The following is a 24125-nucleotide window of genomic DNA, read 5'->3' as shown; positions in this document are numbered from 1 at the left end:
AATTCGTGACGGAGGTTACCATGAACACCCTAAGCAATTGGCTCCCGGCGGAGCCTGACCTTGAAACGGTTTGTCAAGCCTATAGCGACCCGATTTACGCACTTTCCCAAGCCGAAGTACCTGCCATCATCCTGCGGAATGCCTATTCACCGACACAGTGCCAAGGGCTTATTAATCGGTTCACAAATATGGGCTTGATGCGCGATGAAGCGGACATCAATTCCCCTGACAAACGCTCCCGTATTGACATCGGTACCAGCCTCGGTAATCGTGGCGGCGATAAGGCAAAATTCTTGGCACACGCGAAAGCAACAGAACACCTCTTTAACTTCCTATTTGACGGATTTGATAACCCCGTGGACCTCATCTACAACTCCCTCACTGTGCTTTCTCCCGGTAAAGAAGTGAAGGTTGCGCGAGAACCCAGCGGCGCACGCTACGGTCCGGCAATTTTCCGGGTCCACTACGAAACGCATAGTTACAAGCCTCATATTGATCATGTCAAATACCGTGAACAACGCACCGATTATGCCGTCTACCGCTTTGAACACCAATTTGCAGGTGTGCTGTGCGTCCAAAACGCCGACGAAAAAGGAAAAGGCACGCAAGCCATTCTGCATCGATGCCTCTGGTCCGATGAAATTCAACCATACATTGCTGAGGAAACCTTTGATCGATATGCTCTTGACAACGGCATAGAGAACTATCAGGTCGATTTGCAGCAGGGAGACCTTTACTTTTTCAATACCCGCTGCATCCATGAAGTACCGCCCGTCCAAGGCACACGCGCCCGAATCGTTTTGGCGGTTTTTATCGGATATTCTCCAGAAGATAATGAGGTATACGTCTGGTCCTGAGTCTAATTCACGCCAATAACTGACGCAATACACTTTTTCGTGGCATACTCAGAAAATCACTGGAAATTCGTTTGCAGGCATTCTATAGTAGTCTACCAAAGGAGAATCTCATCTCACAATGAATAAAATATTATTTTTCATCTTACTAACGCTACTTATCCTTTTAAACGCACATCTACCCAGCAGCTTTGCCCAAGATCAAGATCCATCCCTATTCAGCTTACCCGAAGGTGCCAAGGCACGTCTCGGTAAAGGGAGGATAAACGAATTACAGTATTCGCCAGACGGCACGCGCATGGCGGTCGCAAGTTCTATCGGTGTTTGGCTCTATAATGCCCAGACTTATGAGGAAGTAGCACTCCTCACGGGGCATACAAGTAGTACCAGTGACGTTGCATTCAGCCCGGACGGTGCGACCCTCGCGAGTTGTAGTACGGACGGCACTATCCGTCTGTGGGATGCTGCCACAGGCGCGCATCAACGGACACTCACTGGACATACAGGACCCGTTTTTAGTGCTGCTTTCGGGGCGGATAGCCTTACATTGGCGAGTGGAAGTGGCGATGGCACTATACGCTTATGGGATGTCGCATCTGGAGAGGAACAGCGGACATTAACAGGCCATACAGATGTTGTCTATACTGTCGCTTTCAATACGAATGGAGCGACAGTTGCGAGTGGCAGCGCGGACGGCACTATACGCTTATGGGATGTCGCATCTGGAGAGGAACAGCGGACATTAACAGGCCATACAGATGCTATCTATACTGTCGCTTTCAACCCAAATGGAGGGAACCTTGCGAGTGGCAGTGGTGATGGCACTATCCGTTTATGGAATACGACCTTCGGTGTGGTCCAGCGGGCACCGCTAACTGGGCATACAGGGGCTGTCTTCGGTGTTGCGTTCGGCGCAAATGGAGACACAATCGCCAGTGGCAGCGGTGATGGCACTATCCGCGTGTGGAATGCTGCATCCGGACAGCATAATTTGACCCTCGTAGGACATGAGGGTGCTGTTTTGAGCGTCGCATACAGCACCAGCGGTGGAACGATTGCGAGTGCCAGTACGGATGGCACCATCCGATTCTGGGACGCTGTCTTCGGCGGACACAGACAGACCCTAACAGGATATACGAATTATATCAGTAGCGTCGCATTTAGTACGACTGACGGAGTGCTGGCAAGCGGTAGCACGGACGGTACACTGCGTCTCTGGAACACGAACTCTGGCGTATCCACGCACACGCTGACTGGACATACTGCTTGGGTCGGGAGTACTGTGTTCAGCCCCGATGGGGCTACACTCGCAAGTGCAAGTGACGACGAAACGATCCGTCTTTGGAACGCTGCCACCGGTGAACATCAACAAACGTTGACAGGGCATGCAGATGCCGTCAGCAGTGTTGCATTCAGCCCGGATGGGGCTATACTCGCAAGTGCAAGTTTCGATAGCACCATCCGCCTATGGAACGCTGCCACCGGTTCACTCCAGCAGATACTGATCGGGCAGTCTGAGGGTATCCTGAGTGTTACCTTCAGTCCAGATGGGGATACGCTCGCCAGCGGCAGGGCGGACGGGACTATCTATCTATGGGATGTTGCGTCCGGTCAGCACCATCAGACACTCACTGGACATACGGATTATGTCAGAAGCCTTGTGTTCAGCCCGGATGGGGCTACACTCGCCAGTGCAAGTGATGATGGCACCATTCGCCTATGGGACACCGTTTTCGGTGAGCATAAGCAGACGTTAACTGGACACACAGATTACGTCTTTAGCATCGCATACACTTCAGATGGCGACACCCTCGTGAGCGCGAGTTTAGATGACACCATCCGTCTGTGGGATACTATCTCCGGGGCACATGTACAAACCCTGAGCGGACATACAAGTGGAGTTCTCGGCGTTACGATTAGTCCAGATGGTAACACACTCGCCAGTGCAAGTTTAGATGGGACTGTGCTTTTGTGGAACTTTACCCCGCAAACCAATATGTACGCGACTGTGAGTTTTTCGCCATCTCCGGTACAATCACCCGCTATCGGCGAGCAACTCACATTTGCTCTCAGTATTGCAGACGGAAGCACCGTGGCAGGTTATCAGGCAACCGTCCGGTTTGACCCCTCTGCACTCCGTTTTCTTCAAAGCACCCATGGAGACTACCTACCCTCGGACGCGTACGTGATCCCTGCTCTCATTGCAGAGAACAAGGGAACGCTTGCCGCAACGTCTCTCGGTGGAGAAGCCAACGGTTCTGGTACGCTTGCGACCATTACGTTTGAGGTCCTTGCCCCGAAAGCCTCCACGCTAACATTATCTGATGTGCTTCTCACTGACAGTGCTGGTAGAATTTCGTATGCGCGAGTCAAAACTGGACAAATAACGGAACCCTTGCTCTCAGTAGGCGACTTGGACGGCAACGGTGTCGTGAACGTCCAAGATCTGGTCATCGTCGCCTCAAACTTTCACCAGACGGGCGAAAATTTAGCCGATGTCAACGGAGATGGCATTGTTAATATTGTCGATCTCGCACTGGTGGCAGGGGCAATAACCAACACCGCAGGAGCACCAGCAGTGTGGAGGCATGACGCTCAAATTGCTGCTCTCACAAGCGCAGATGTCCAACAATGGCTGCATGAAGCACAACAAATTGCACTATCAGATCCCGCTTTCCAGCGTGGCATTTTAGTGCTGCAGCAACTCCTTGCAGCGTTGATGCCGAAAGAGACGGCACTTCTCGCAAACTATCCGAACCCTTTCAATCCTGAGACATGGATACCGTATCAGTTGGCAGCACCCGCGGACGTGACGCTTCGTATCTATGCAGCACACGGCAAACTGGTGTGCACTTTAGCACTCGGACATCAACCTGCGGGTACCTATCAGGACCGGAGCCATGCGGCATATTGGGATGGTAGAAACGAACTTGGTGAACCCGTTGCAAGTGGCGTATATTTCTATACCTTAACAACCGGAGATTTCACAGTAACTCGGAAAATGGTGATTATGAAATAGGCAACACCACCCTACAACCGATCCGCTATTTTTCAGAAAAATCTGTCATGGTCACCAGATGGTGAAAGAATCGCTTATTCTCACCGGGTCGCGGACGGTATAAATATTCACACTGTAAGCGCAGATGAGGCATCCGTGAAACATATTGTTCATTTAAAAAATGTTCACAGTGGGGATCCAACTTGGTCATCGGATGGCACAGAAATTGCCTTTGTCGTCGCCGATGAGATTCACTGGGCAAGCCACCAAATCCGATTTATCAATTTAGAGACCCACAAACAAGAGACCCTCCTCCAAAATGATTTCCCCCGAATGTTCTACCCCGCGTGGTCTCCAACCGATAATAGGTTCGCTTTTGTCTGGTTTCGTCCCCGAAAAAAACAACAGTCTGTATACATCATTAACCGCGACGGCAGTTATTTCAGTCGGATTAACTCATTAATCGCGAATGCACCTGCTTGGGGACCCTCCGGCGACGAACTTATTTACACTGAAGGTGTTGTTGGAAGCGACTCACAAATCTTCAAAATCAATTTGAAGAATCATCAGCGTACGCAGCTGACAGACGATGGCAGTAACCATTCTGGCAATTGGTTTGATCCGAAGCAGTTGTCTCTCTCTCCCGCGGCACAACTTGTAACTACGTCGTGGGGTAAAATGAAAACCGAGACGGAGCATTGAAATTGAACCAAACAAAAGACAATCGAACGTTAGAAACATCAAATAAATCAAAATACCCTACTCATGAAAACAACATTTTTTTGCATTTTAGCGGTAGCAATCTTCTCGTGCCTACCATGCGCTTTCAGCCAACATTCTACAAACCAACACTTCCTTTTCGGGCACACGGCTTGGGTACGGAGCGTTGCGTTCAGTCCAGATGGGAACACACTCGTTAGTGGCGGGTGGGACAAGATGATTTGGGTGTGGAACCTCGTCAAAGGCACCCAACCGAGGACACTTACAGGACATACAGGTAAAATTTATAGCGTCTCCTTCAGTCCCAACGGGGAATTGATTGCAAGTGGTAGTGGAGATGATACCGTCCGTTTGTGGGATGCTGCCACAGGCGTGCAACTGAAAACCCTCAAAGGACATACCGCAAGGGTCTGGCACGTTACATTCAGCCCAGATGGCAAAACAATCGCAAGTGGCAGCTGGGACACCACAATCCGTCTATGGGACGCTGCCACAGGTAAACCTTTAAAAACACTCACAGGACACAAGGACGGTATTCGGGGGATGGCGTTCAGTCCGGATAGTCAAATTCTCGCAAGTAGCGGTAAGGATAGTCAAATTCGGTTATGGAATACAACGAATGGCAAACACCTGAAAACACTCACAGGGCATAAAGCAAGTGTCACTTGTGTTGCATTCAGCCCAGATGGAAAGACAATCGCAAGTGGCAGCTGGGACAGGTCTATCCGTTTATGGAACGCGACCAGTGGCAAACACCTGAAAACACTCACAGGGCATACACATAATGTTCTGAGCGTTGCATTCAGCCCGAATGGGAAAATGATCGCAAGTGCTGGTGGCAAGACAGATAAAACAATTCGCTTGTGGGATACAATAAGCGGTGCTCCCTTGAAAACCTTTACAGGACACACATCGCTGGTTGAATATGTCGTTTTTAGTCCGGATGGACGCACACTTGCCAGTGCTGGCGATGATGGTACGATAGGTTTGTGGGCGCTCGTCCCCGCAAAACAGACGTTGGTCAGTTTTTCATCAACCCCGTTCCAATCCGCAAAAGTTGGTGAACAATTAACTTTTAGCCTTAACATCTCAGGTGAAAGGCGCGTAATAGCGTATCAAGCAACCGTGAAATTTGATGCTACGGCTCTCCGCTATGTCAGCAGTACAACAGATCATCTACTGGGTGGCGCAGTCTTTGTTGCACCCGTTGTGTCTGGAAATCGTGTGAAACTCGCCGCGCACACGCTTTCACGCACAGGTATCGTGAATTGTAAACTAGCCACTGTCACTTTTGAGGTCGTCGCTGGCAAACCCATAACAGTCAAATTATCCGATGTGCTTTTGACTGACAGCAGAGGACGTAGTTTTCGCCCGCGGATTGAAGAAGATCGGTAGCAGCACCTATGTGCTCTAGCTACCGTCACAGCAACGCATCTGCCAATGCCGTAAAATCTCCTACCATTACATCAGGTTGGTACGGTGTCTCTTCGTATGGCAGTAGGTAACGGTTAACAAACGCCCCCTTATAACCGCATGCCCGTGCCCCCATGATGTCAAACGAATTCGCTGACACCATGAGACACGCATTGACTTCAAGACCCAATTTCCCAGCAGCGGCGCGATAGACTGCTGGATGCGGTTTAAACGCACCGACCGATGTAACTGAGATCACATCGTCAAAATCCCACGCAACGCGTTCTCTAACAAGGTAGTCCAAAAACGACGGATCCCCGTTGGATAAGACCACCAACCGATACCGAGATTGCAGCTGCGAGAGTGCAGCCAAAACTTCTGGAAACGGGGAAAGCTGCTGCCAACCGCGCATAAATTCTTGCACTGTATCGGATGAGGCATCAATATTGTTGCGTCTCAGCGTGTAGTGCAACGCGCGCCGCACCGTTTCCAAATAGCCGCTATGCCCAAGCATCATAATTGTGTCCTGATACTGCTCAATTCGCTGTCTGTAACGCCACTGCGCCCAAAATTCATCCGCAGATACATCTGCCGCAGCGTGGGCATCCAACGATTCGCTAATGAACGGCGTAAGACTGCCGCCTAAATCCAAGATTGTACCGAACAGGTCAAAAGTGAGTGCTTTTGTCGCTGCAAAATTCGCCATAATAAATAGTTTTCAGTTATCAGTTTTCAGTTATCGGTTAAGAGTTGCTTGTAGCAGACGAAACGAACACAACCGCCACAAACTGATAACCGACAACCGATAACTATTAAAATCTGCTATCCTAACTCGACCGTCCGTCCGGTTGCCATTGCCTCAAAGGCGGCATCAATGACGCGCATCTGATTCACACAACTTTCCGGTGAGATTCGGTGCGGTTTCCCGGTCCCTAAAACTTCGCACATGTGCTCCAATTGCAATGCGAACTGGAAACACGGTTCAAAATCAATGACTTCTCTGCCCTCTCGTGTCGTCATCTCAATATTGACGGCTGAGTTTTCGTTGTTCCAGGCTCTATCAATTCTAAGCATCCCACCGAGTCCAGCCATTTCGGCGTACTGTCCACCAGCACAATTAAAACCCGTAGAAATATGGGCAACCCGTTCACCGGGAAATACTAATAATAGATAGGAACCGTCGTCCACTTCTAATCCGGCTTGAGACATTCCCGATACCCGAATCGGTTCAGCACCAAACATAAATCGCGCATGGTGGATATTGTAACACGCCAAATCGTAAATACTACCGCCACCCTTCGCTTTATTAAACCGCCAATTCGCCTCAGGCTTACGTGTCTCTGGTCCGCCGCCACCGCCACCGGTGCAGAAGGTGCTACGAAGCACCTTAAACTCGCCGATTGCCCCCGAATCAATGAGTTCTTTCGCCTTGAGGTGCATCGGATGATGCCGAAATTTAAACGCTTCCGCCACGATAACGCCGTTCTCTTGGGCCGCTCCGACAAACGCTTCCGCCTCCGCTGCCGTTGATGTAAACGGCTTTTCACACAGGATCGCTTTGACTTGGCGGGATTCTGAAAGCTGGATACCGACCTCAGCGTGGAAGGCACCCCACGTACAGATAACCGCGATGTCCAAGTCTTCAGCATCTAACATCTCTTCCAGAGAGAGATACTGGTTTTCAGGTGCCACATCAAATCGTTCACCGAAATTGGCTAAGGCATTTTCTGACACGTCACAGATCGCCGCCAATTCAGCACTCGGTGCTTGCTGACATGCACTACCGTGTGCGTTCGCAATTCCCCCGGTCCCGACGAGTCCAACACGGTAAGGAGTATTCGTTGCCATAAATAGTTCCTTTCTTCTGTTACGTTGCTGTTAACGGATACCCGTTTTCAACGATTGCTTTTTTTAGAAACTCAAACTCGTAGTGCGGTAACGACGCACCTGGATTCAATTCCGCGAGGTCTCTTTTCCAGCGTCCTACTGCGTCAGGACGCACGATAATCCTACCCAATGGAATATCTAAGAATGCCTCAAGTGCCTTGAGTGTCCGTTCCTGATCTAACACGAAATCCTCAAAGCGAATTTGGATAACATGCTTAGGCATCGGTGTCGCTTGCATGAGTTTATATTGATAGATCCAAGAAATGGCGCGTCTCTCATAGAGGTCGTCCGTTTCAGGATACACAACCCCAAAATCCCGAAGGTCATCCGTTTTGTGGCTGCCCCGAATACAATCCCGCGGGTCCCGAATCCAGTGGATGTACTTTATCTCAGGAAATATCCGGATGATCCAAGGATAAACTAACGTCGTTTCTGGTATCTTCCAACCTTTATGCGCAACAGGAGCCTTCAGGACATCTTCAAGATAGATATTGATTAGTCGCTCAAACTCTGGATCAATCGGCATCGTAAATAAGGGATCAAAATCCCATGAGAGTCCACCCTCCCATTTGACATATTGCGCCATGACTCGGCAGGCATCATACATCGCATGCGGCGGGATCTTATCGCCGGAAGGGTTAATTTGGCTCCCCATGAAAACCCCACTGGCGTATAATGTATGCGAAATGGCGCGCGTTCCAGAGTGACCGCGCCCAATCACTGTAATCAAATTTTCCATATTATACAACGTTAAAAAGCGGGTCTAATTTAACCAAAGACCTCTCACTGACTACCGATGGTTTCCGACAGCCATTTCATCAAAATCGCTTGCTTATTTCCCGAAATTAAAAGATAATACATTAGGAACGTTTTATTTTTTATGCACTTTATCAAAAACCGCTGAATAATACAAGCAAAAAGGAAAAAGATGAGAAATATATTGCTAACTATTGTTGGGGTGTTTGCACTCATAGGGACATTCACTGGATGTGATAGAATCCCAAAAGTGGTTACCCCCGAAAAAGGTGTTGCGCAAGAGACCATGGATACCGTTAAAATTGGGTTCCTCGCCTCGGGGAGCCGGGTGACCTACCCAAACGGTGCCAAAATAGCCGTGGCAGAAATTAATGCAACGGGTGGTTTACTCGGTGTGCCTGTTGAATTGGTAACCGAAGTCGGAATTCCTACCCCCGAAGCCGCTGTTGAAGTCGCCGCAAGAATGATCCTTGACGATGGCGTTATCGCACTTGTGGGGCCCAACCGCTCCGCCCATGCTATCCCGATAGGGGCACTCGCAACAGAACACAGTTTACCCATGATTACCACAACAGCAACGAATCCGACGCTGACGGACGCAAGCGATTTTGTTTTCATGGCAGCCTTCACAGACGCCTATCAAGGCGCAGTCATGGCAAAGTTTGCAAGGACGGAACTTGGACTGACTTCGGTCGCACTCCTCACGCAAAGTGGTGAAATCTATTCCGAGGGTATCTCCGAATTCTTTGTTACCAATTTTACCGCTGCGGGTGGCACAATTGCTGCCAGAGAGTACTATGAAATTGTGGACACAGATTTCACTGAACAATTGACCCGCATCGCAGCGGCAGCCCCTGACGCACTCTTTATTGCAGGGTGGGTCCACCAAATCGGGCCCATCACACAACAAGCGAGAGCGTTTCCACTGCTGAACGCCGCAGGCGAACCGATACGCCTTCTCGGCACAGATACATGGGACAATCCGATTCTATTGGACAATGCGGATGCTGAAATTGAAGGGAGTTTCTTCAGTGGACATTTTTCTGCTGGAACCAATAAACCAACGGGGAAAGCATTTGTAGAAGCCTACCAAACTGAATACGGGGCGTTACCACTCGGAGGACACGCTGTCAGTTATGATGCAACAAAAGTAATGCTAACTGCCATTGAGAGAGCAGGAAGTCTTGACGGTGAGGCTATTCGGGCACAGATAGCAGCAACGGAGAACTACATCGGTGCGACCGACATCGCCAGTTATGACGAGAACCGCCACCCAATCAAAAGTGCGGCCATCTTCACCATCACAAACGGTGAAAAGCAGTTCTATAAGCAAATTGATCCTTAATGTTCTAACCCAAGTTGCTACTAACAGATTTTGCCCACTTCGGAGACTTTTTTGTCTTTTCCCCACCCCAGAGGGGTTTTTGCTTGGGTGTTTCTGCAATATATCTATAGAAAATCGCTTATGCAAACTCCCGCACTCCAACGGAATGCTATGTGCATAAAAAGATGACAACTTGGGGTCTAATGGAATTCCAAAACAAAGGAAATCACTTTTTACAAGGAACTTATTATAATGCATAAATTTTTGATTTTAACCAGTTTAATCCTATTGTCAGCGGCATTCATCGGATGCGACAGCATCCAAAAGGTTGTCACACCGGAACAAGAGCCAACTGTTAAAATCGGTTTCGTTGTCGCTGGTGAACGCGTTACCTATCCAAACGGCGCAGAGATGGCTGTCACAGAAATTAACCAGCGTGGCGGACTGCTCGGCACACCCGTTGAATTGATCGGACATATCAACACAGAAGCAATACCGGAAGTCTCCGCCCAAATCGCTGAAAGACTTATTGTTGAAGACGAAATCATCGCGCTCATCGGACCCAATCGCTCTTCTCATGCCGTTGTGGTGGGTCCAATCGCACAGCGTCATGGAATTCCAATGGTTACCACAACCGCAACCAACCCAAACGTCACAAACGCTGGCGATTTCGTCTTCATGGCATCTTTCACAGATAGTTTCCAAGGCGCTGTGATGGCACAGTTTGCGATAGAAGACCTCAATCTGACCACTGCCGCCCTCATTACACGAAAGGGTGATCTCTATACGGAGGGCATTGCTGAATTCTTCGCACTTAATTTCAGCAAACTCGGTGGCAAAATCGTCGCCAATGAATTTTACGAAGGCGATCCGTCAGATTTCACAGCGCAACTGACAAATATTGCCGCCGCGAAGCCCGATGCCCTCTTCATATCCGGTTTCACGCTGGACGTTGCACTCATAACGGGGCAGGCACGGGCAATCCCATTGCGAAATGCTGATGGAGAACCGACAATCTTCCTCGGCGCGGATGCATGGGATAGCCAACTTCTGTTCGATAACGAAGATGCCGAAGTGGAAGGCAGTTTCTTCAGCGGACACTTCTCGCCAGACACAGATGAACCAAATGCCAGAGCGTTTGTCAACACTTACGCATCGATCTATGAATCCATACCTACCGGTGGTGTCGCGGTGAGTTACGACGCTGTCAAACTCCTTTTTCAAGCCGTTGAACGCGCCGGTAGTCTCGACCCGGAAGAAATTCGCAAGCAACTCGCCGCCACAGAAAACTACATCGGCGCAACGACCATTGCCAGTTACGATGAAAACCGCCATCCAACCAAAAGCGCGGTAATTTTCACCATCAAAGACGGCAAAAAGCAGTTCCATAAGCAGATTGACCCCTTTTAACCGAGATCAAGATTCCTCTATATCCTGTAATGCTATGTTTTCTCCAGGGCCGGTGGTGCGGTATCTTCCCCAGGCCGGTAGATGCGGTTTCCTAACCGCACCGGATACTTCGCGAAAACTTTCAGTCCCGTAGGTGTTTTTGCTTGGGTATTTCTGCGTATTGATAGGGTGTTTCTGCGGATTTCCCCAAGGTTGAACGGATGCTACCGAAACCCGCCAAATCAGAGAAAAGCACAACTTTCTCCAGAGAAACAATCGCCACCAGAGACCGAGTGAAACCCAACGTTTGGCTATGAAGTTCCCGGAACCCTGACAGTGTAAAGTTGGGTTTCACTACGTTCAGGAATAGATATGGCCGGATATTGGCTTTCAGAGGTGTTTGACTTGTCAACAGTCCACTCCTCAACGCCGTTCAACCCAACCTACGGGACTTCAAGAGGAACCCCACTGAAAACCTCTAAATTGACACCTATGGTTCGGTTTTGCGGTGTACTCACCTGCCCCTGCACCCTTGATAAGGGGAATATAGGAGGTTGGGGGATAAAGGAGGGACTTTTGACTTCTGAACTGTGATTTTTCCGATCCTGATGGCTTTCCAGCGGTTTGATGGCATCCGTTCAACCCAACCTACAATGCGCTACCGAAAGGCTGTAAGTGCCACCCGTTTTCAAAAAAAACGTGACATCCTACAAGTTTTGTGGTATAGTTATTGAACGCGAATTGATGCGAATAGACAAAACTCCGATCATTTTGGGAATGCGAAGGAGAAATACATGAATCGACCGCCAGAAGATTTTGTCCATGTAGACGAAGAGCGACTTCTCAACTTCTCAACTGCCTGCTTTGAGAAGGCCGGTATCACCCAGGAGCACGCCGCACTCATCAGCCGACTGCTCGTTAATTCCGACCTGCGAGGGGTTCGCAGCCACGGCACGCGAACCGTTAACGGATATTGCGGAGGCTTTGAAAACGGGAGTTTCAATCCTAATCCCGATATCCGAATCATCCATGAAACACCGACGGCTATCGTGCTTGATGGCAACGGCACACTCGGTTATCTCCCGATGGTTCGTGCCACGGAACACGCTATCGCCAAAGCAAAAGCGGTCGGCATCGGGATGGGACTGGTGCGCTATATAGGACACTATGGATCCGCCGGACACTATGCGCGTATCTGTAATGAAGCCGGTTGTATCGGTTTCTCAGTCCAAGGATATCAGAACCAAGGCAACGCTGGCAACCAAGACCCCAAACCCCAGATCGGTTACTACGGCAACCCGCCGATCTGTTTCGCTATCCCCTCTGGTGATGAGCCGCCGGTTGTACTCGACGCAGCAACCTGTATTATGGCAGACTATCAGCGTGGTCCCGATTTCGATGCCCTCCTTTCAGTGATCCCAGCGGCTTTCTTTAAGAGTATCGGTTATACTGCCGTGGCAAGTCTGCTCGGCGGCGCATTGACTGGCTTCACCGAGCCACCTCCCGAAGATACCGCAAAATGGAGCGGTGGTAGAATGGGCGGTATGGTCCTCGCAATAGATATCGAATCCGTTGTGCCAACGGCTGTTTTCAATGCCGAAGTCGATCGGATGGTACACGATGTCCGCGAAACTTATCAACCGTTGCCGGGAACAGACAGGGCGTTGCTACCGGGTGCGATTGAGACAGAACGCACAGAACACCATCGCCGAGAAGGCATCCGTTACGGTGAAATGGAACAAGAATCCGCACGCGGGGTCAGTGAACGGTTAGGCGTGCCATTGCCGTGGGACGAATAGTCGCCACATTACTTTAAGGAAAAGACATGAACAGACCACCAGAAGATTTCGTTTTAGTTGATGAGGAACGGCTTCTCAACTTCTCAACTGCCTGCTTTGAGAAGGCCGGTATCACCCACGAACACGCCGCACTCATCAGCCGTTTACTCGTCAACTCTGACTTACGCGGTGTCCGAAGCCACGGCACACAGACCATTAACAGATATTGTAGAGGTTTTGAAAGCGGCGGTCTCAATCCGAACCCGAATATCCGTGTTATCCATGAAACCCCAACTGCCGTCGTGCTTGATGGCAACGGCACACTCGGCTACCTGCCGATGGTCCGTGCGACCGAACACGCCATCGCCAAAGCGAAAGAAGTCGGCATCGGGATGGGATTGGTTCGCTACATCGGACACTACGGATCCGCAGGCCACTACGCGCGTATGTGTAACGAAGCCGGTTGTATCGGTTTTTCGGTACAGGGATCTCGGAACCACGGCAACGCCGGAAACCGAGATCCGAAACCACAGCTCGGTTATTTCGGTAACCCACCCATCTGTTTCGCCATCTCCTCTGGTGAGGAGCCACCGGTTGTACTGGATGCCGCAACCTGTATTATGGCGGATTACCAACGCGGACCCGAATTCGATGCCCTGCTTTCGATGATCCCTGCTGCTTTCTTCAAGAGCATCGGTTATACCGCTGTAGCACATCTGCTCGGTGGCGGGCTCACAGGTTTTACCGAACCGCCACCAGAAGACACCGCAAAATGGCAACCGCCACAGGGCGGTATGGTCCTCGCAATAGATATTGCATCCGTTGTGCCACTTGATACTTTCTATGCCGAAGTTGATCGGATGGTGCATGATGTCCGAGAAACTTATGAACCGTTGCCGGGAACTGACAAGGCGTTGCTACCGGGTGCCATAGAAACGGAGCGGATGGCACAACATCGCCGTGAAGGCATTCGTTACGGGGAATCGGAACAGGAATCCGCACGCGCGGTCAGTGAACGCCTCGGCGTTCCATTGCCGTGGGGCGAATAACTTTCACACCACCGTAGAAGAAAGAAAACAAAGGGAATAGGTGAGATTTTTTTCCCTTTTTTGGAATGTTCTATACTTATGTGGACTTGGTCTTCGCAAAAATGCGTTGGATTCCATGCGGGTTTTGGAGTTTTGCGTGCTATAATAGACTTGAAATCAGTCATCCCAGACGTATCTTTTCATGATTTTCCGTTCAGTTCAAACCAACCTACTTTTTTAAGACGAGCTCACGTAATTTTAAATACAAAGCAGGCAAGCCCCAGCGGGGCGGCATGTCTATAGAGAGGTTTTCGTTATGCACACTCATATTAAAACCGGTTTTTTGTTTTACACGTTCACGTTGTTGGTGTGTCTTAATTCCTTTTTCCTAACGGATACTGCTGCGCAAAACAACGCCGCATCCGCTAACGACGACTATACATTCGAGACGATTGATGTTCCGGGTGTAGAGTTTTTAGCGGTGACGGCGAGCAGCGATTTTGAGGATTACGCCGGCTACACGAAAAGTGCTGATGGTGAAAAAGATATCGCCTTTACACTCATTGATGGCGTTTTTACGACCTACGATTTCCCGGGTTCACAGAACACGTATTTCTTTGCGCTCGGTAATAATGGCAACGCTGCCGGGCACTATCAAGACAGCGAGGGACTCTACCACGGTGTCGTTTTGGAAAATGGTGAACTGCGGCAATACGATTTTCCGGGTGCCGTCGAAACGCAGATATACGGTATCAGTGATACAACGGGTGCTCTGACGGGTAATTTTATAGACGCTGCTGGCGTGCGCCGCGGATTTTCAGGAGACATAATCGTTGAATTCCCTGGCGCATTGGAAACCTACGCCGATTTTGTGAACGCCAAAGGCGGTATGGTGGGCAGCTACGTAGATGCTGATGGCATCTACAATGCTTATGTGCGCGTCGCGGATGGTGATTTTGTATCTCTTACACTTACAACGGGAGCAAAACAGGAATACTTTTTTGTCCACGGTATCAACGATGCAAGAGTTGTCGTTGCGCGCGCCAAACTGGTAGATGCACCTCCACTCACTTATGTCGGTCTATTCCCGGAGGAACTACAAGTGCTTAAATTCCCAGGCAGCGTTAGCACGGAAGGCTATAATATCAATCAGGACGGTTCGGTCGTCGGACACTATGACACAGCAGATGGACGCAGACACGGCTTTATCGCAAGACCCATAACGGACACCGCTGCACCCATCGAGGATGCACCCGTTGTCCCACCCGTCTTCGCCTACTATACTTTTGAAACTATTGATATCCCCGGCGTAGATTTTTTAGAGTTGACCGCAAGTAGTGACTTTGAGGATTACGCAGGGAACACCCGGAGTGCTGATGGTGAGAAAATCGTCGGTTTTACACTCATTGATGGCGTTTTTACGCGCCATGATTTCCCAGGTTCAAAGAACACTTATTTCTATGCGCTTGGCAACAATGGACAAGCTGCCGGACACTACGAGGATAGGAACGGTCTTTACCACGGTGTCATCTTGGAAGATGGCGAGTTACGGCGATACGATTTCCCGGATGCCGTTCAAACGGAGATATACGGTATCAGTGATGCGACGGGTGCCCTGACGGGTAATTTTATAGACGCTTCTGGCGTGCGCCGCGGCTTCTCAGGGGACACAATCATTGAGTATCCCGAGGCATCAGCAACTTATGCCGATTTTGCGAACGCGGATGGTGCCGTCATTGGCAGCTTCATTGATGCCCAAGGTGTATATAAGCCATACATACGTTACCCAGATGGCAGGTTTCTATCTCTTGACCTTCCACACGCAGCACTGTTTGAATACTTTTTTGTGCCCGGGGTTAACGATGCAGGATATGTTGTGGCGCGAGCCAAACTGATCGGTGATATCCCGCGCTCTGCTGTGGGAACACTCCAGCACGGATTACAAAGCTTGGAGGTCCCGGGCAGCGTTAGCACGGAAGGTTGGAATATCAATCAGGACGGCTCTATCGTTGGAAACTATAAATCAGCGGATGGCCGAACACACGGGTTCATCGCCAGACTCACTACCAAGGCAGAGAGCACTCATTTTAGCAACACCTACACCGTCACGTTGTCTAAAGGTTTGAATATGCTGTCCGTGCCTTTGGCAGCACCAACACCGATGACTGCCAAGTCCCTTGTCGCGATGACAGGGGCGACAACTATCATCACGCTTGATACCGCAATCCAGCGGTTCATCGCCTGGACACCAAGCGCACCTGACGACGGGTTCCCAATTGAAGGCGGAAAAGGCTATATCGTCAACGTCCCTGAAACTCGCAACTTTGCATTCGTCGGCGCACCTTGGACAAATCCAACCCAAGCGGCTGCAGCACCTACCATTACCCCCTTGATAAGGGGGGACAGGGGGGTTGCCCAAGAAGCCTGGGCATTCGTTGTCAGCGGACACTTGAAAGGCAAACCCGCATTTGACGGCTACCAAGTCATGGTCCGGAATCTGAGAACAAACAGCACGATAACTGCCTCGGTGCAAGGCGATTACTTCGCTGCTGCGACTGCTGACTTGACGCGGCGGAGCGTTGTCCAAGTTGGAGATGTGCTTGAATTACGCGTCATCGGTCCCGATGGAAACTTTGAATCACACACCCTCAGGGTCAAAGTGACTCCTGAGGACTTAGCAAACGCCGTGTTATCTGTCCGGCTTGATGACATTGGTCAACCGACGCAGAGTCTGTTGTTGCAGAACTACCCGAATCCGTTTAACCCTGAGACGTGGATTCCATATCAACTCGCACAAGACAGTCCGGTATCAGTATCCATCTATGATACAACCGGTGAGCTCGTTCGCACGCTTTCACTCGGTTATCAATCCGCAGGCTTCTATAATAGCCGCGAGCGTGCTGCGTATTGGGACGGACGCAATGCACTTGGCGAACGCGTTGCGAGTGGTGTCTATTTTTACCAGTTGACGACTCCCGCTTTCGAGCAGACACGGCGACTTGTCATTGTAAAGTAGAATCAATCCGTAGAGAACGGACAGGTATTACAGTTGTACTATCGGTGTAACTGTGATATCCCTCTTAAGACTAAAAAAGTTTTTGTTTACGATCCGGCGCGGTTTCAAACCGCGCCTACCTTTTTAGTGCCAGCAGACGTGTAAATCCCAACCCACCGAACCCCTCCTTTTTTGTAAGCGACAATCTGCTTATCCTCAACGTGTAGATATCCAATCCAAGAAAATAGATGAAATTTTCCTTGCCTTTTTTACGAAAATGTTGCATACTCTACAGTGTTTTTAAATGTACATAAGGTAATCACAGTCCTCGGTTTTACCGTATTGATGAACGCGAACTTGCGACACTTCAAATACAGGTATTGACCCTCAGGACGTAGTATCTAACCCATTATTTTTTATCTGCTGAGAGAATACTATAAGAAAGGTTTAAGTTATGTTCACTCATATCAGGAAAGGTTTTTTGTTTTACACGTTCACGTTGTTTTTATGTCTGAATTCCTTTTTCCTAAAGAACGCCGCTGCACAAGGGGTCTCCAACTATACATTTGAGACGATCGATGTTCCAGGTATAGACTTCTTAGCGGTGACGGCAAGTAGCGACTTTGAGGATTACGCAGGCAACACGCCAAGTGCGGATGGTGAAAAAATGGTCGGCTTTACCCTCATTGATGGCGTTTTTACCACCCACGATTTCCCCGGCTCGAAAAACACCTATTTCTACGCACTCGGTAATAATGGACTCGCTGCGGGGCACTACGAGGATAGCGACGGTCTTTTCCACGGTGTCATCTTGAAGAATGGTGAGTTGCGACAATATGATTTCCCGAACTCTGTTCAAACCGAAATCTATGGGTATAGTGATTCAACCGGGGTACTGACAGGGAATTTTACAGATGCGTCCGGCATTCGTCGTGGGTTCTCAGGGGAGACAATCGTTGAGTTCCCCGGAGCATCGGAAACTTACGCCGATTTTGTAAGCGGGTTAGGCAATATCGTGGGCAGCTACGTAGATGCTGAAGGTACATATCATGCATACCTGCGTGGACCTGGAGGTAGTTTCGCAACTCTCGATATTCCAGAAATACCGAATCAGGAATACTTTTTTCTGCACGGTATCAACGATGCACTGGTTGCCGTCGGCAGAGCGAAAGGGGCGGATGGTGTCCCGCTCACCTTTGTTGGCAACCCCCTCAGGCTACAAGAATTGAAGGTTCCGGATGCCGTTAGCACGGAAGGCTGGAATGTCAATCAGGACGGTTCTGTCGTCGGACACTACGACACAGCGGATGGACGCAGACACGGATTTATCGCAAGACCCGCACAGGAGACTGTTCCGCGACCACCTCCTGACCTCAGCTATACGTTTGAGAGTATTGATGTCCCGGGCGTAGATTTTTTAGCCGTAACTGCCAGTAGTGACTTTTTTGATTACGCCGGAAACATGCGGGGTCCTGATGGTGAAAAAGATGTCGCCTTTACGCTCATTGATGGCGTTTTTGCGACCCACGATTTCCCCGGCTCGCACGGCACCTATTTCTATGCACTGGGTAATAATGGGATCGCTGCCGGACACTACAAGGATAGCGACGGTCTTTTTCACGGGGTTATCTTAGAAGATGGCGAGTTGCGACAATACGATTTCCCTGATTCTGTCGAAACGGAGATCTATGGGTATAGTGATTCAACGGGGCACTGACGGGTAGTTTTGTAGATGCCTCTGGTGTTCGCCGCGGGTTTTCAGGGGAGACAATCGTCGAGTTTCCCGGAGCACCGGAAACTTACGCCGATTTTGTGAGTTGGACAAAGCATATCGTGGGCAGCTACAGAGATGCTGATGGAGTCTATCATGCATACATGCGTAGTTCGGTGGGCAGATTCCTATCCATTGACCTTCCAAACGCACTAAATCTGGAATACTTTTTTCTGCACGGTCTCAACAGGGCAAGGACTGTCGTTGGTCGAGCGAAAGCGGCGGGTGATGTCCCGCGCACCTATGTCGGCAGCCCCCTCAATCTAAAAGAATTGCGGTTTCCAGGTGCTGTTAGCACGGAAGGTTGGAATATCAATGAGGACGGCTCTGTCGTCGGGCACTATGACTCAGCAGATGGACGCAGACACGGATTCATCGCCAGACTCGTTCCCAAAGCAGAGGGCGATCATTTTGGCAACACCTACACCGTCACGTTGGATAAAGGTTTAAACATGATTTCTGTGCCTTTGGCATCACCAGTTCCCATGACTGCCAAGTCACTTGCAGCCATAACAGGATCAACAACCATCATTACCCTTGATACAGTAAGCCAACAGTTTACTGCCTGGACACCCAGTGCACCCGACGACGGGTTTCCTATTGAAGGTGGCAGAGGCTATATCGTCAACGTCCCGGAAACTCGAAACTTCGCATTCGTCGGCGCACCTTGGACAAATCCAGCCGAGGCGGCTGCAGCACCTGCCATTACCCCCTTGATAAGGGGGGACAGCGGGGTTGCCCAAGAAGCGTGGGCATTCGTTGTCAGCGGACATTTGAAAGGTAAATCCACGTTTGACGGAAACTACCAAGTCATCGTCCGGAATCTCAGAACAAACAGCACGATAACCACCTCAGTACAAGGCGATTACTTCGCTGCTGCAACTGCCGATTTGACGCGGCGGAACGTCGTCCGAGTTGGAGATGTGATTGAGTTACGCGTCATCGGTCCGGAGGGGAATGCTGAATCACAAACCCTTAGTTTCAAAGTGACGCCTGAGAACTTGGCAAACGCCGTTTTGTCCATCAGTCTTGATGGCATCGGTCAACCGACACAGAATCTGTTGCTGCAGAACTATCCGAATCCGTTTAACCCTGAGACGTGGATTCCGTATCAACTCTCCGAAGACAGTCTGGTATCGGTCTCCATTTACGATACAACCGGTCAGTTGGTCCGCACACTGTCGCTCGGTTTCCAAGCCGCTGGCTTCTATAATAGTCGGAGTCGTGCTGCGTATTGGGATGGTCGGAATGCGCTTGGGGAACGTGTTGCCAGTGGCATCTATTTTTACCAGTTGACGACCCCCGCCTTCCAACAAACACGGCGACTCGTCATTGTAAAATAGGTGTCAATTTTAGAAAAATAACTGCTTGGGTCCCCAGGGCCGGTAGGTTCGGAATGTAATACAAGGAATGGAAATGTAATACAAGGAACGGATTTAGTCTAACCCCAGACTAAATCCAGTCTATTCCCAGACTAAATCCCCTAACCGAACCTACCGATTAGGGATAGATAATAGATTAGGGATAGATAATAGATGTATAAATCCGAACCCACCGAATTACTTCCCTTGCTAAGAAATCAAGAAAACAGATAAGATTTTCCTTGCCTTTTTTTCAATAATATTACATACTTTAAGCCGTTCTGAAATAGTCTTTCTAAATGGACACAGAATACTTCAGTCCTCGCTTTTATTGTGTTACTGAATACAAACCTGCGAGACTTCAACAACAAGCATTACCCCTCAGGACGGGGTATCTAATATATTATTTTTATTTTTCGAGAAAATACTTTTTTTAAGAGAGGTTTTTGTTATGCACACTCAGATTAGAACCAGTTTTCTGTTTTTCACTTTCACGTTGTTCTTGTGCCTCAATTCCTTTTTCCTAATTAACACACCTGCACAAGTTGTTGAATTCGCCAGCGACAACTATACATTCGAGACGATCGACGTTCCGGACGTAGAGTTCTTAGCGGTGACGGCGAGTAGCGACTTTGAGGATTACGCTGGCTACACGAAAAGTGCTGATGGAGAAAAAGACATCGCCTTTACACTTATAGATGGCGTTTTTACGACATACGATTTCCCGGATTCAAAGAACACGTATTTCTTTGCGCTCGGTAATAATGGCAATGCTGCCGGACACTACCAAGACAGCGACGGGCTGTTTCACGGTATTGTTTTGGAAAACGGCGAGCTCCGCCAATACGATTTTCCCGGTTCCGTCCAAACCGAGATATATGGGATTAGTGATGCCACGGGTGCCCTGACGGGTAATTTTACAGATGCCTCTGGCGTGCGCCGTGGATTCTCAGCGGATGAAATCATTGAGGCACCTGGCGCAACGGAGACTTATGCCGATTTTGTGAATTCGAGTGGCGGTATGGTGGGCAGCTACGTAGATGCTGACGGTCTATATCATCCATACATACGTACCCCGAATGGCAGGTTTGTATCCCTTGACCTTCCACAAGCCGCAGATCTGGAATACTTTTTTGTCCATGGTATTAACGATGCAAGAACTGTCGTTGCCAGAACTAAACGGGTGGATAGTGTCCCAGGAACACTTGTCGGCACATTTCAGGAGGGGTTACGGAGATTTGAAGTACCGGGCAGCGTTAGCACGGAGGGCTACAATATTAATCAGGACGGCTCTATTGTCGGGTACTATGACGCACCCGATGGACGCAGGCACGGGTTTATCGCCAGACTCGCGACAGAAACTGATATGGAACCCGCTGCTACACCGTCTGTCTTCAACTATACTTTTGAGAGCATTAATGTCCCGAGTGTAGACTTTTTAGCGGTGACGGCGAGTTCCGACTTTGAGGATTACGCGGGTTACACACGGAGTGCGGATGGTGAAAAAGAAGTCGCTTTCACGCTCATTGACGGCGTTTTTATGACCTACGATTTCCCCGGCTCACAGAAAACGCATTTCTAGGCACTCGGTAACAACGGACAAGCCGCAGGTCACTACCAAGACAGCGACGGTCTGTTTCATGGTGTCGTCTTAGAAAATGGCGAATTGCGGCAATACGATTTTCCCGGTTCCGTCCAAACTGAGATATACGGGATTAGTGACGCAACCGGCGCACTGACCGGTAATTTTATAGATGCTTCCGGCGTGCGCCGTGGCTTCTCAGATGATACAATCGTTGAGGCTCCTGAGGCATCGGGAACTTATGCTGACTTTGTGAATGCGAGCGGTCGTATGGTGGGCAGCTACATAGATGCTGATGGACTATATCATCCATACCTGCGTCAAGCAAATGGCAAGTTTATATCTCTCGATCTTCCAAACGCAGCACAATTTGAATACTTTTTTGTGCACGGTATCAACGATGTAGGGACGCTCGTTGGCAGAGCCAAGAGGATCGGTGATGTCCCGCGCACCCACGTCGGTTCACTCCAGCACGGGCTACATCCAGTTCAGTATCCGGGTAGCGTTAGCACGGAGGGCTGGAATATCAATCAGGACGGCTCTATCGTCGGGCACTATGACTCAGCCGATGGACGCAGGCATGGCTTTATCGCAAGACCCGTTACCCAGGAAGTAAGCGATCAATTTGGCAACGTCTTCAACGTCACGCTGGCTAAAGGGTTGAATATGCTTTCTTTGCCTTTAGCAGCACCAACACCGATGACTGCCAAGAGCCTGGTCGCTATAACAGGCGCGACAACCGTCATCACGCTGGATACAGCAAACCAGCAGTTCGTCGCGTGGACACCCAGTGCACCCGACGACGGTTTTCCAATTGAAGGTGGCAAAGGCTATATCGTCAATGTGCCACAGACTCGCAACTTTGCTTTCGTCGGATCACAATGGACAAATCAAACCGAGGCTGCTGCTGCACCTGCCATATCCAAGGCACACGGAGCATGGGCGTTTGTTGTCAGTGGACACTTGCAAGGAAAATCAGCGTTTGACGGGTATCAGATCATCGTCCGGAACCTCAGGACCAACAGCGTGATCACTGCTCCAGTGCAAGGCGATTACTTCGCTGCTGCAACTGCCGATCTGACGCGACGGAGCGTCGTCCAAGTTGGAGACGTGCTTGAAGTACGCGTCATCGGTCCCGATGGAAACTTTGAATCACAAACCCTCAGTGTCAAAGTGACCCCTGAGCACCTATCAAACGCCGTTTTGTCTGTCAACCTTGATAGCATTGGTCAACCCACACAGAATCTGTTATTGCAGAACTACCCGAATCCGTTTAACCCTGAGACGTGGATTCCCTATCAACTTTCCGAAGACAGTCTTGTGTCAGTATCTATTTACGATACAAGGGGTCGGTTGGTTCGCACACTTTCGCTCGGTTTCCAATCCGCAGGCTTCTATAACAGTCGGGATCGTGCTGCGTATTGGGATGGTCGGAATGCGCTTGGGGAACGTGTTGCGAGTGGTATCTATTTTTATCAGTTGACAACGCCAGTTTTCCAACAAACACGGCGGCTCGTCATTGTAAAGTAGAACCCACAAGTGTCACAGTTATGCCATCGGCGTAACTGTGACATTTCTTTAAGCATAAAAAAAGACGTGTAAACCCAACCTGCCGAATTTCCTCCCTTGCTGTGAGCGACAATCTGCTTATCCTTAGAATTTAGATATTCTATCCAAGGAAACAAAAAACAGATGAAATTTTCCTTGCCTTTTTTTAGAAAATGTTACATACTTTTTCACATCTTTAAAATGTACAAGGATACCTAACTCCTCTCTTTTACGTATTGCTGAAAGCAAACGTACGATACTTCAATAACAAGCATCGTCCTCAGACAGGGGTATTTGACACATTATTTTTTATTTTTGGAGAAAATACTATAAGAAAGGTTTGCGTTATGTTTACTCATATCAGGAAAAGTTTTTTGTTTTATACATTTACGTTGTTCTTATGTCTCAATTCCCTTTTCCTAATTAACACCGCTGCACAAGTTGGCGATGGACCCGGTGTCGGATCCGCCAGTGAGAACTATACATTTGAAACGATCGACGTTCCGGGCATAGATTTTTTGGCATTGACGGCGAGTTCCGATTTTGAGGATTATGCGGGCTACACGAAAAGTGCGGATGGCGAAAAAATGGTTGCCTTTACCCTCATTGATGGTGTTTTTATGACCTACGATTTCCCTGGTGCCCAAAACACGTATTTCTATGCGTTTGGTAATGATGGGCGCGCTGCGGGCTACTACGAAGATAGCGAGGGTTTGCACCA

General features: G+C 49.4%; 18 protein-coding genes. 14 read left to right on the top strand and 4 right to left on the bottom strand.

Annotation, left to right across the window (positions count from 1 at the left end; translation table 11 throughout):
- The first annotated feature begins 20 nt into the window (after nucleotides 1-20).
- The 4 genes from OXH00_17355 to OXH00_17340 all read left to right on the top strand — a co-directional run bounded on the left by OXH00_17355 (nucleotide 21) and on the right by OXH00_17340 (nucleotide 5967).
- On the top strand, nucleotides 21-857 hold the full coding sequence (locus OXH00_17355) for a 2OG-Fe(II) oxygenase (protein MCY3742785.1): 837 nt from the start codon (nucleotides 21-23) through the stop codon (nucleotides 855-857).
- 118 nt (nucleotides 858-975) lie between these two features.
- Nucleotides 976-3873: a cohesin domain-containing protein gene (locus OXH00_17350; protein MCY3742784.1), complete on the top strand. Its 2898-nt coding sequence runs from the start codon at nucleotides 976-978 to the stop codon at nucleotides 3871-3873.
- A gap of 135 nt (nucleotides 3874-4008) precedes the next feature.
- Nucleotides 4009-4554, top strand: a complete 546-nt coding sequence (locus tag OXH00_17345; protein ID MCY3742783.1) for a hypothetical protein — start codon at nucleotides 4009-4011, stop codon at nucleotides 4552-4554.
- 63 nt (nucleotides 4555-4617) lie between these two features.
- A complete protein-coding gene (locus tag OXH00_17340) occupies nucleotides 4618-5967 on the top strand; it encodes a cohesin domain-containing protein (protein MCY3742782.1) in 1350 nt (449 codons plus the stop codon).
- A gap of 25 nt (nucleotides 5968-5992) precedes the next feature.
- Here OXH00_17340 and OXH00_17335 read toward each other — a convergent pair whose 3' ends face one another.
- The 3 genes from OXH00_17335 to OXH00_17325 all read right to left on the bottom strand — a co-directional run bounded on the left by OXH00_17335 (nucleotide 5993) and on the right by OXH00_17325 (nucleotide 8611).
- Complete coding sequence (locus tag OXH00_17335; GenBank protein MCY3742781.1) at nucleotides 5993-6691, bottom strand: haloacid dehalogenase type II; 699 nt, start codon at nucleotides 6689-6691, stop codon at nucleotides 5993-5995.
- A 116-nt stretch (nucleotides 6692-6807) separates the two neighbouring features.
- Complete coding sequence (locus OXH00_17330) at nucleotides 6808-7833, bottom strand: Gfo/Idh/MocA family oxidoreductase (GenBank protein ID MCY3742780.1); 1026 nt, start codon at nucleotides 7831-7833, stop codon at nucleotides 6808-6810.
- A gap of 19 nt (nucleotides 7834-7852) precedes the next feature.
- Nucleotides 7853-8611 (bottom strand): sulfotransferase, encoded by a 759-nt coding sequence (locus OXH00_17325; GenBank protein MCY3742779.1) that lies wholly within the window; start codon nucleotides 8609-8611, stop codon nucleotides 7853-7855.
- Nucleotides 8612-8800: 189 nt separating this feature from the next.
- Between OXH00_17325 and OXH00_17320 the strand changes: the two genes are divergently transcribed.
- Together OXH00_17320 and OXH00_17315 are read left to right on the top strand one after the other, a co-directional pair.
- Nucleotides 8801-9973: an ABC transporter substrate-binding protein gene (locus OXH00_17320; protein MCY3742778.1), complete on the top strand. Its 1173-nt coding sequence runs from the start codon at nucleotides 8801-8803 to the stop codon at nucleotides 9971-9973.
- A 231-nt stretch (nucleotides 9974-10204) separates the two neighbouring features.
- Complete coding sequence (locus tag OXH00_17315) at nucleotides 10205-11362, top strand: ABC transporter substrate-binding protein (protein MCY3742777.1); 1158 nt, start codon at nucleotides 10205-10207, stop codon at nucleotides 11360-11362.
- A gap of 121 nt (nucleotides 11363-11483) precedes the next feature.
- Here the strand turns inward: OXH00_17315 and OXH00_17310 are convergent, their stop codons facing one another.
- Nucleotides 11484-11753, bottom strand: a complete 270-nt coding sequence (locus tag OXH00_17310; GenBank protein MCY3742776.1) for a hypothetical protein — start codon at nucleotides 11751-11753, stop codon at nucleotides 11484-11486.
- 382 nt (nucleotides 11754-12135) lie between these two features.
- Here OXH00_17310 and OXH00_17305 point away from each other — a divergent pair, with 382 nt between their 5' ends.
- The 8 genes from OXH00_17305 to OXH00_17270 all read left to right on the top strand — a co-directional run.
- Complete coding sequence (locus OXH00_17305) at nucleotides 12136-13140, top strand: Ldh family oxidoreductase (GenBank protein ID MCY3742775.1); 1005 nt, start codon at nucleotides 12136-12138, stop codon at nucleotides 13138-13140.
- A gap of 26 nt (nucleotides 13141-13166) precedes the next feature.
- Nucleotides 13167-14168, top strand: a complete 1002-nt coding sequence (locus tag OXH00_17300; GenBank protein MCY3742774.1) for an Ldh family oxidoreductase — start codon at nucleotides 13167-13169, stop codon at nucleotides 14166-14168.
- Between the two features lie 295 nt (nucleotides 14169-14463).
- Nucleotides 14464-17163, top strand: a complete 2700-nt coding sequence (locus tag OXH00_17295) for a T9SS type A sorting domain-containing protein (protein ID MCY3742773.1) — start codon at nucleotides 14464-14466, stop codon at nucleotides 17161-17163.
- A 460-nt stretch (nucleotides 17164-17623) separates the two neighbouring features.
- On the top strand, nucleotides 17624-18859 hold the full coding sequence (locus OXH00_17290; protein ID MCY3742772.1) for a hypothetical protein: 1236 nt from the start codon (nucleotides 17624-17626) through the stop codon (nucleotides 18857-18859).
- A 95-nt stretch (nucleotides 18860-18954) separates the two neighbouring features.
- On the top strand, nucleotides 18955-20256 hold the full coding sequence (locus OXH00_17285; protein ID MCY3742771.1) for a T9SS type A sorting domain-containing protein: 1302 nt from the start codon (nucleotides 18955-18957) through the stop codon (nucleotides 20254-20256).
- A 469-nt stretch (nucleotides 20257-20725) separates the two neighbouring features.
- Nucleotides 20726-21856: a hypothetical protein gene (locus tag OXH00_17280; GenBank protein MCY3742770.1), complete on the top strand. Its 1131-nt coding sequence runs from the start codon at nucleotides 20726-20728 to the stop codon at nucleotides 21854-21856.
- Nucleotides 21857-21940: 84 nt separating this feature from the next.
- Nucleotides 21941-23386, top strand: coding sequence for a T9SS type A sorting domain-containing protein (locus OXH00_17275; protein ID MCY3742769.1), 1446 nt, complete (start codon nucleotides 21941-21943; stop codon nucleotides 23384-23386).
- 392 nt (nucleotides 23387-23778) lie between these two features.
- Nucleotides 23779-24125: hypothetical protein (locus OXH00_17270; protein MCY3742768.1), on the top strand; the 347-nt coding region annotated here is incomplete at its 3' end.

The organism is Candidatus Poribacteria bacterium (genome assembly GCA_026706025.1).
Taxonomy (GTDB): domain Bacteria; phylum Poribacteria; class WGA-4E; order WGA-4E; family WGA-3G; genus WGA-3G.
The sequence above is the reverse complement of the archived record's forward strand: the minus strand, read 5'-3'. Positions and strand labels throughout refer to the sequence as shown.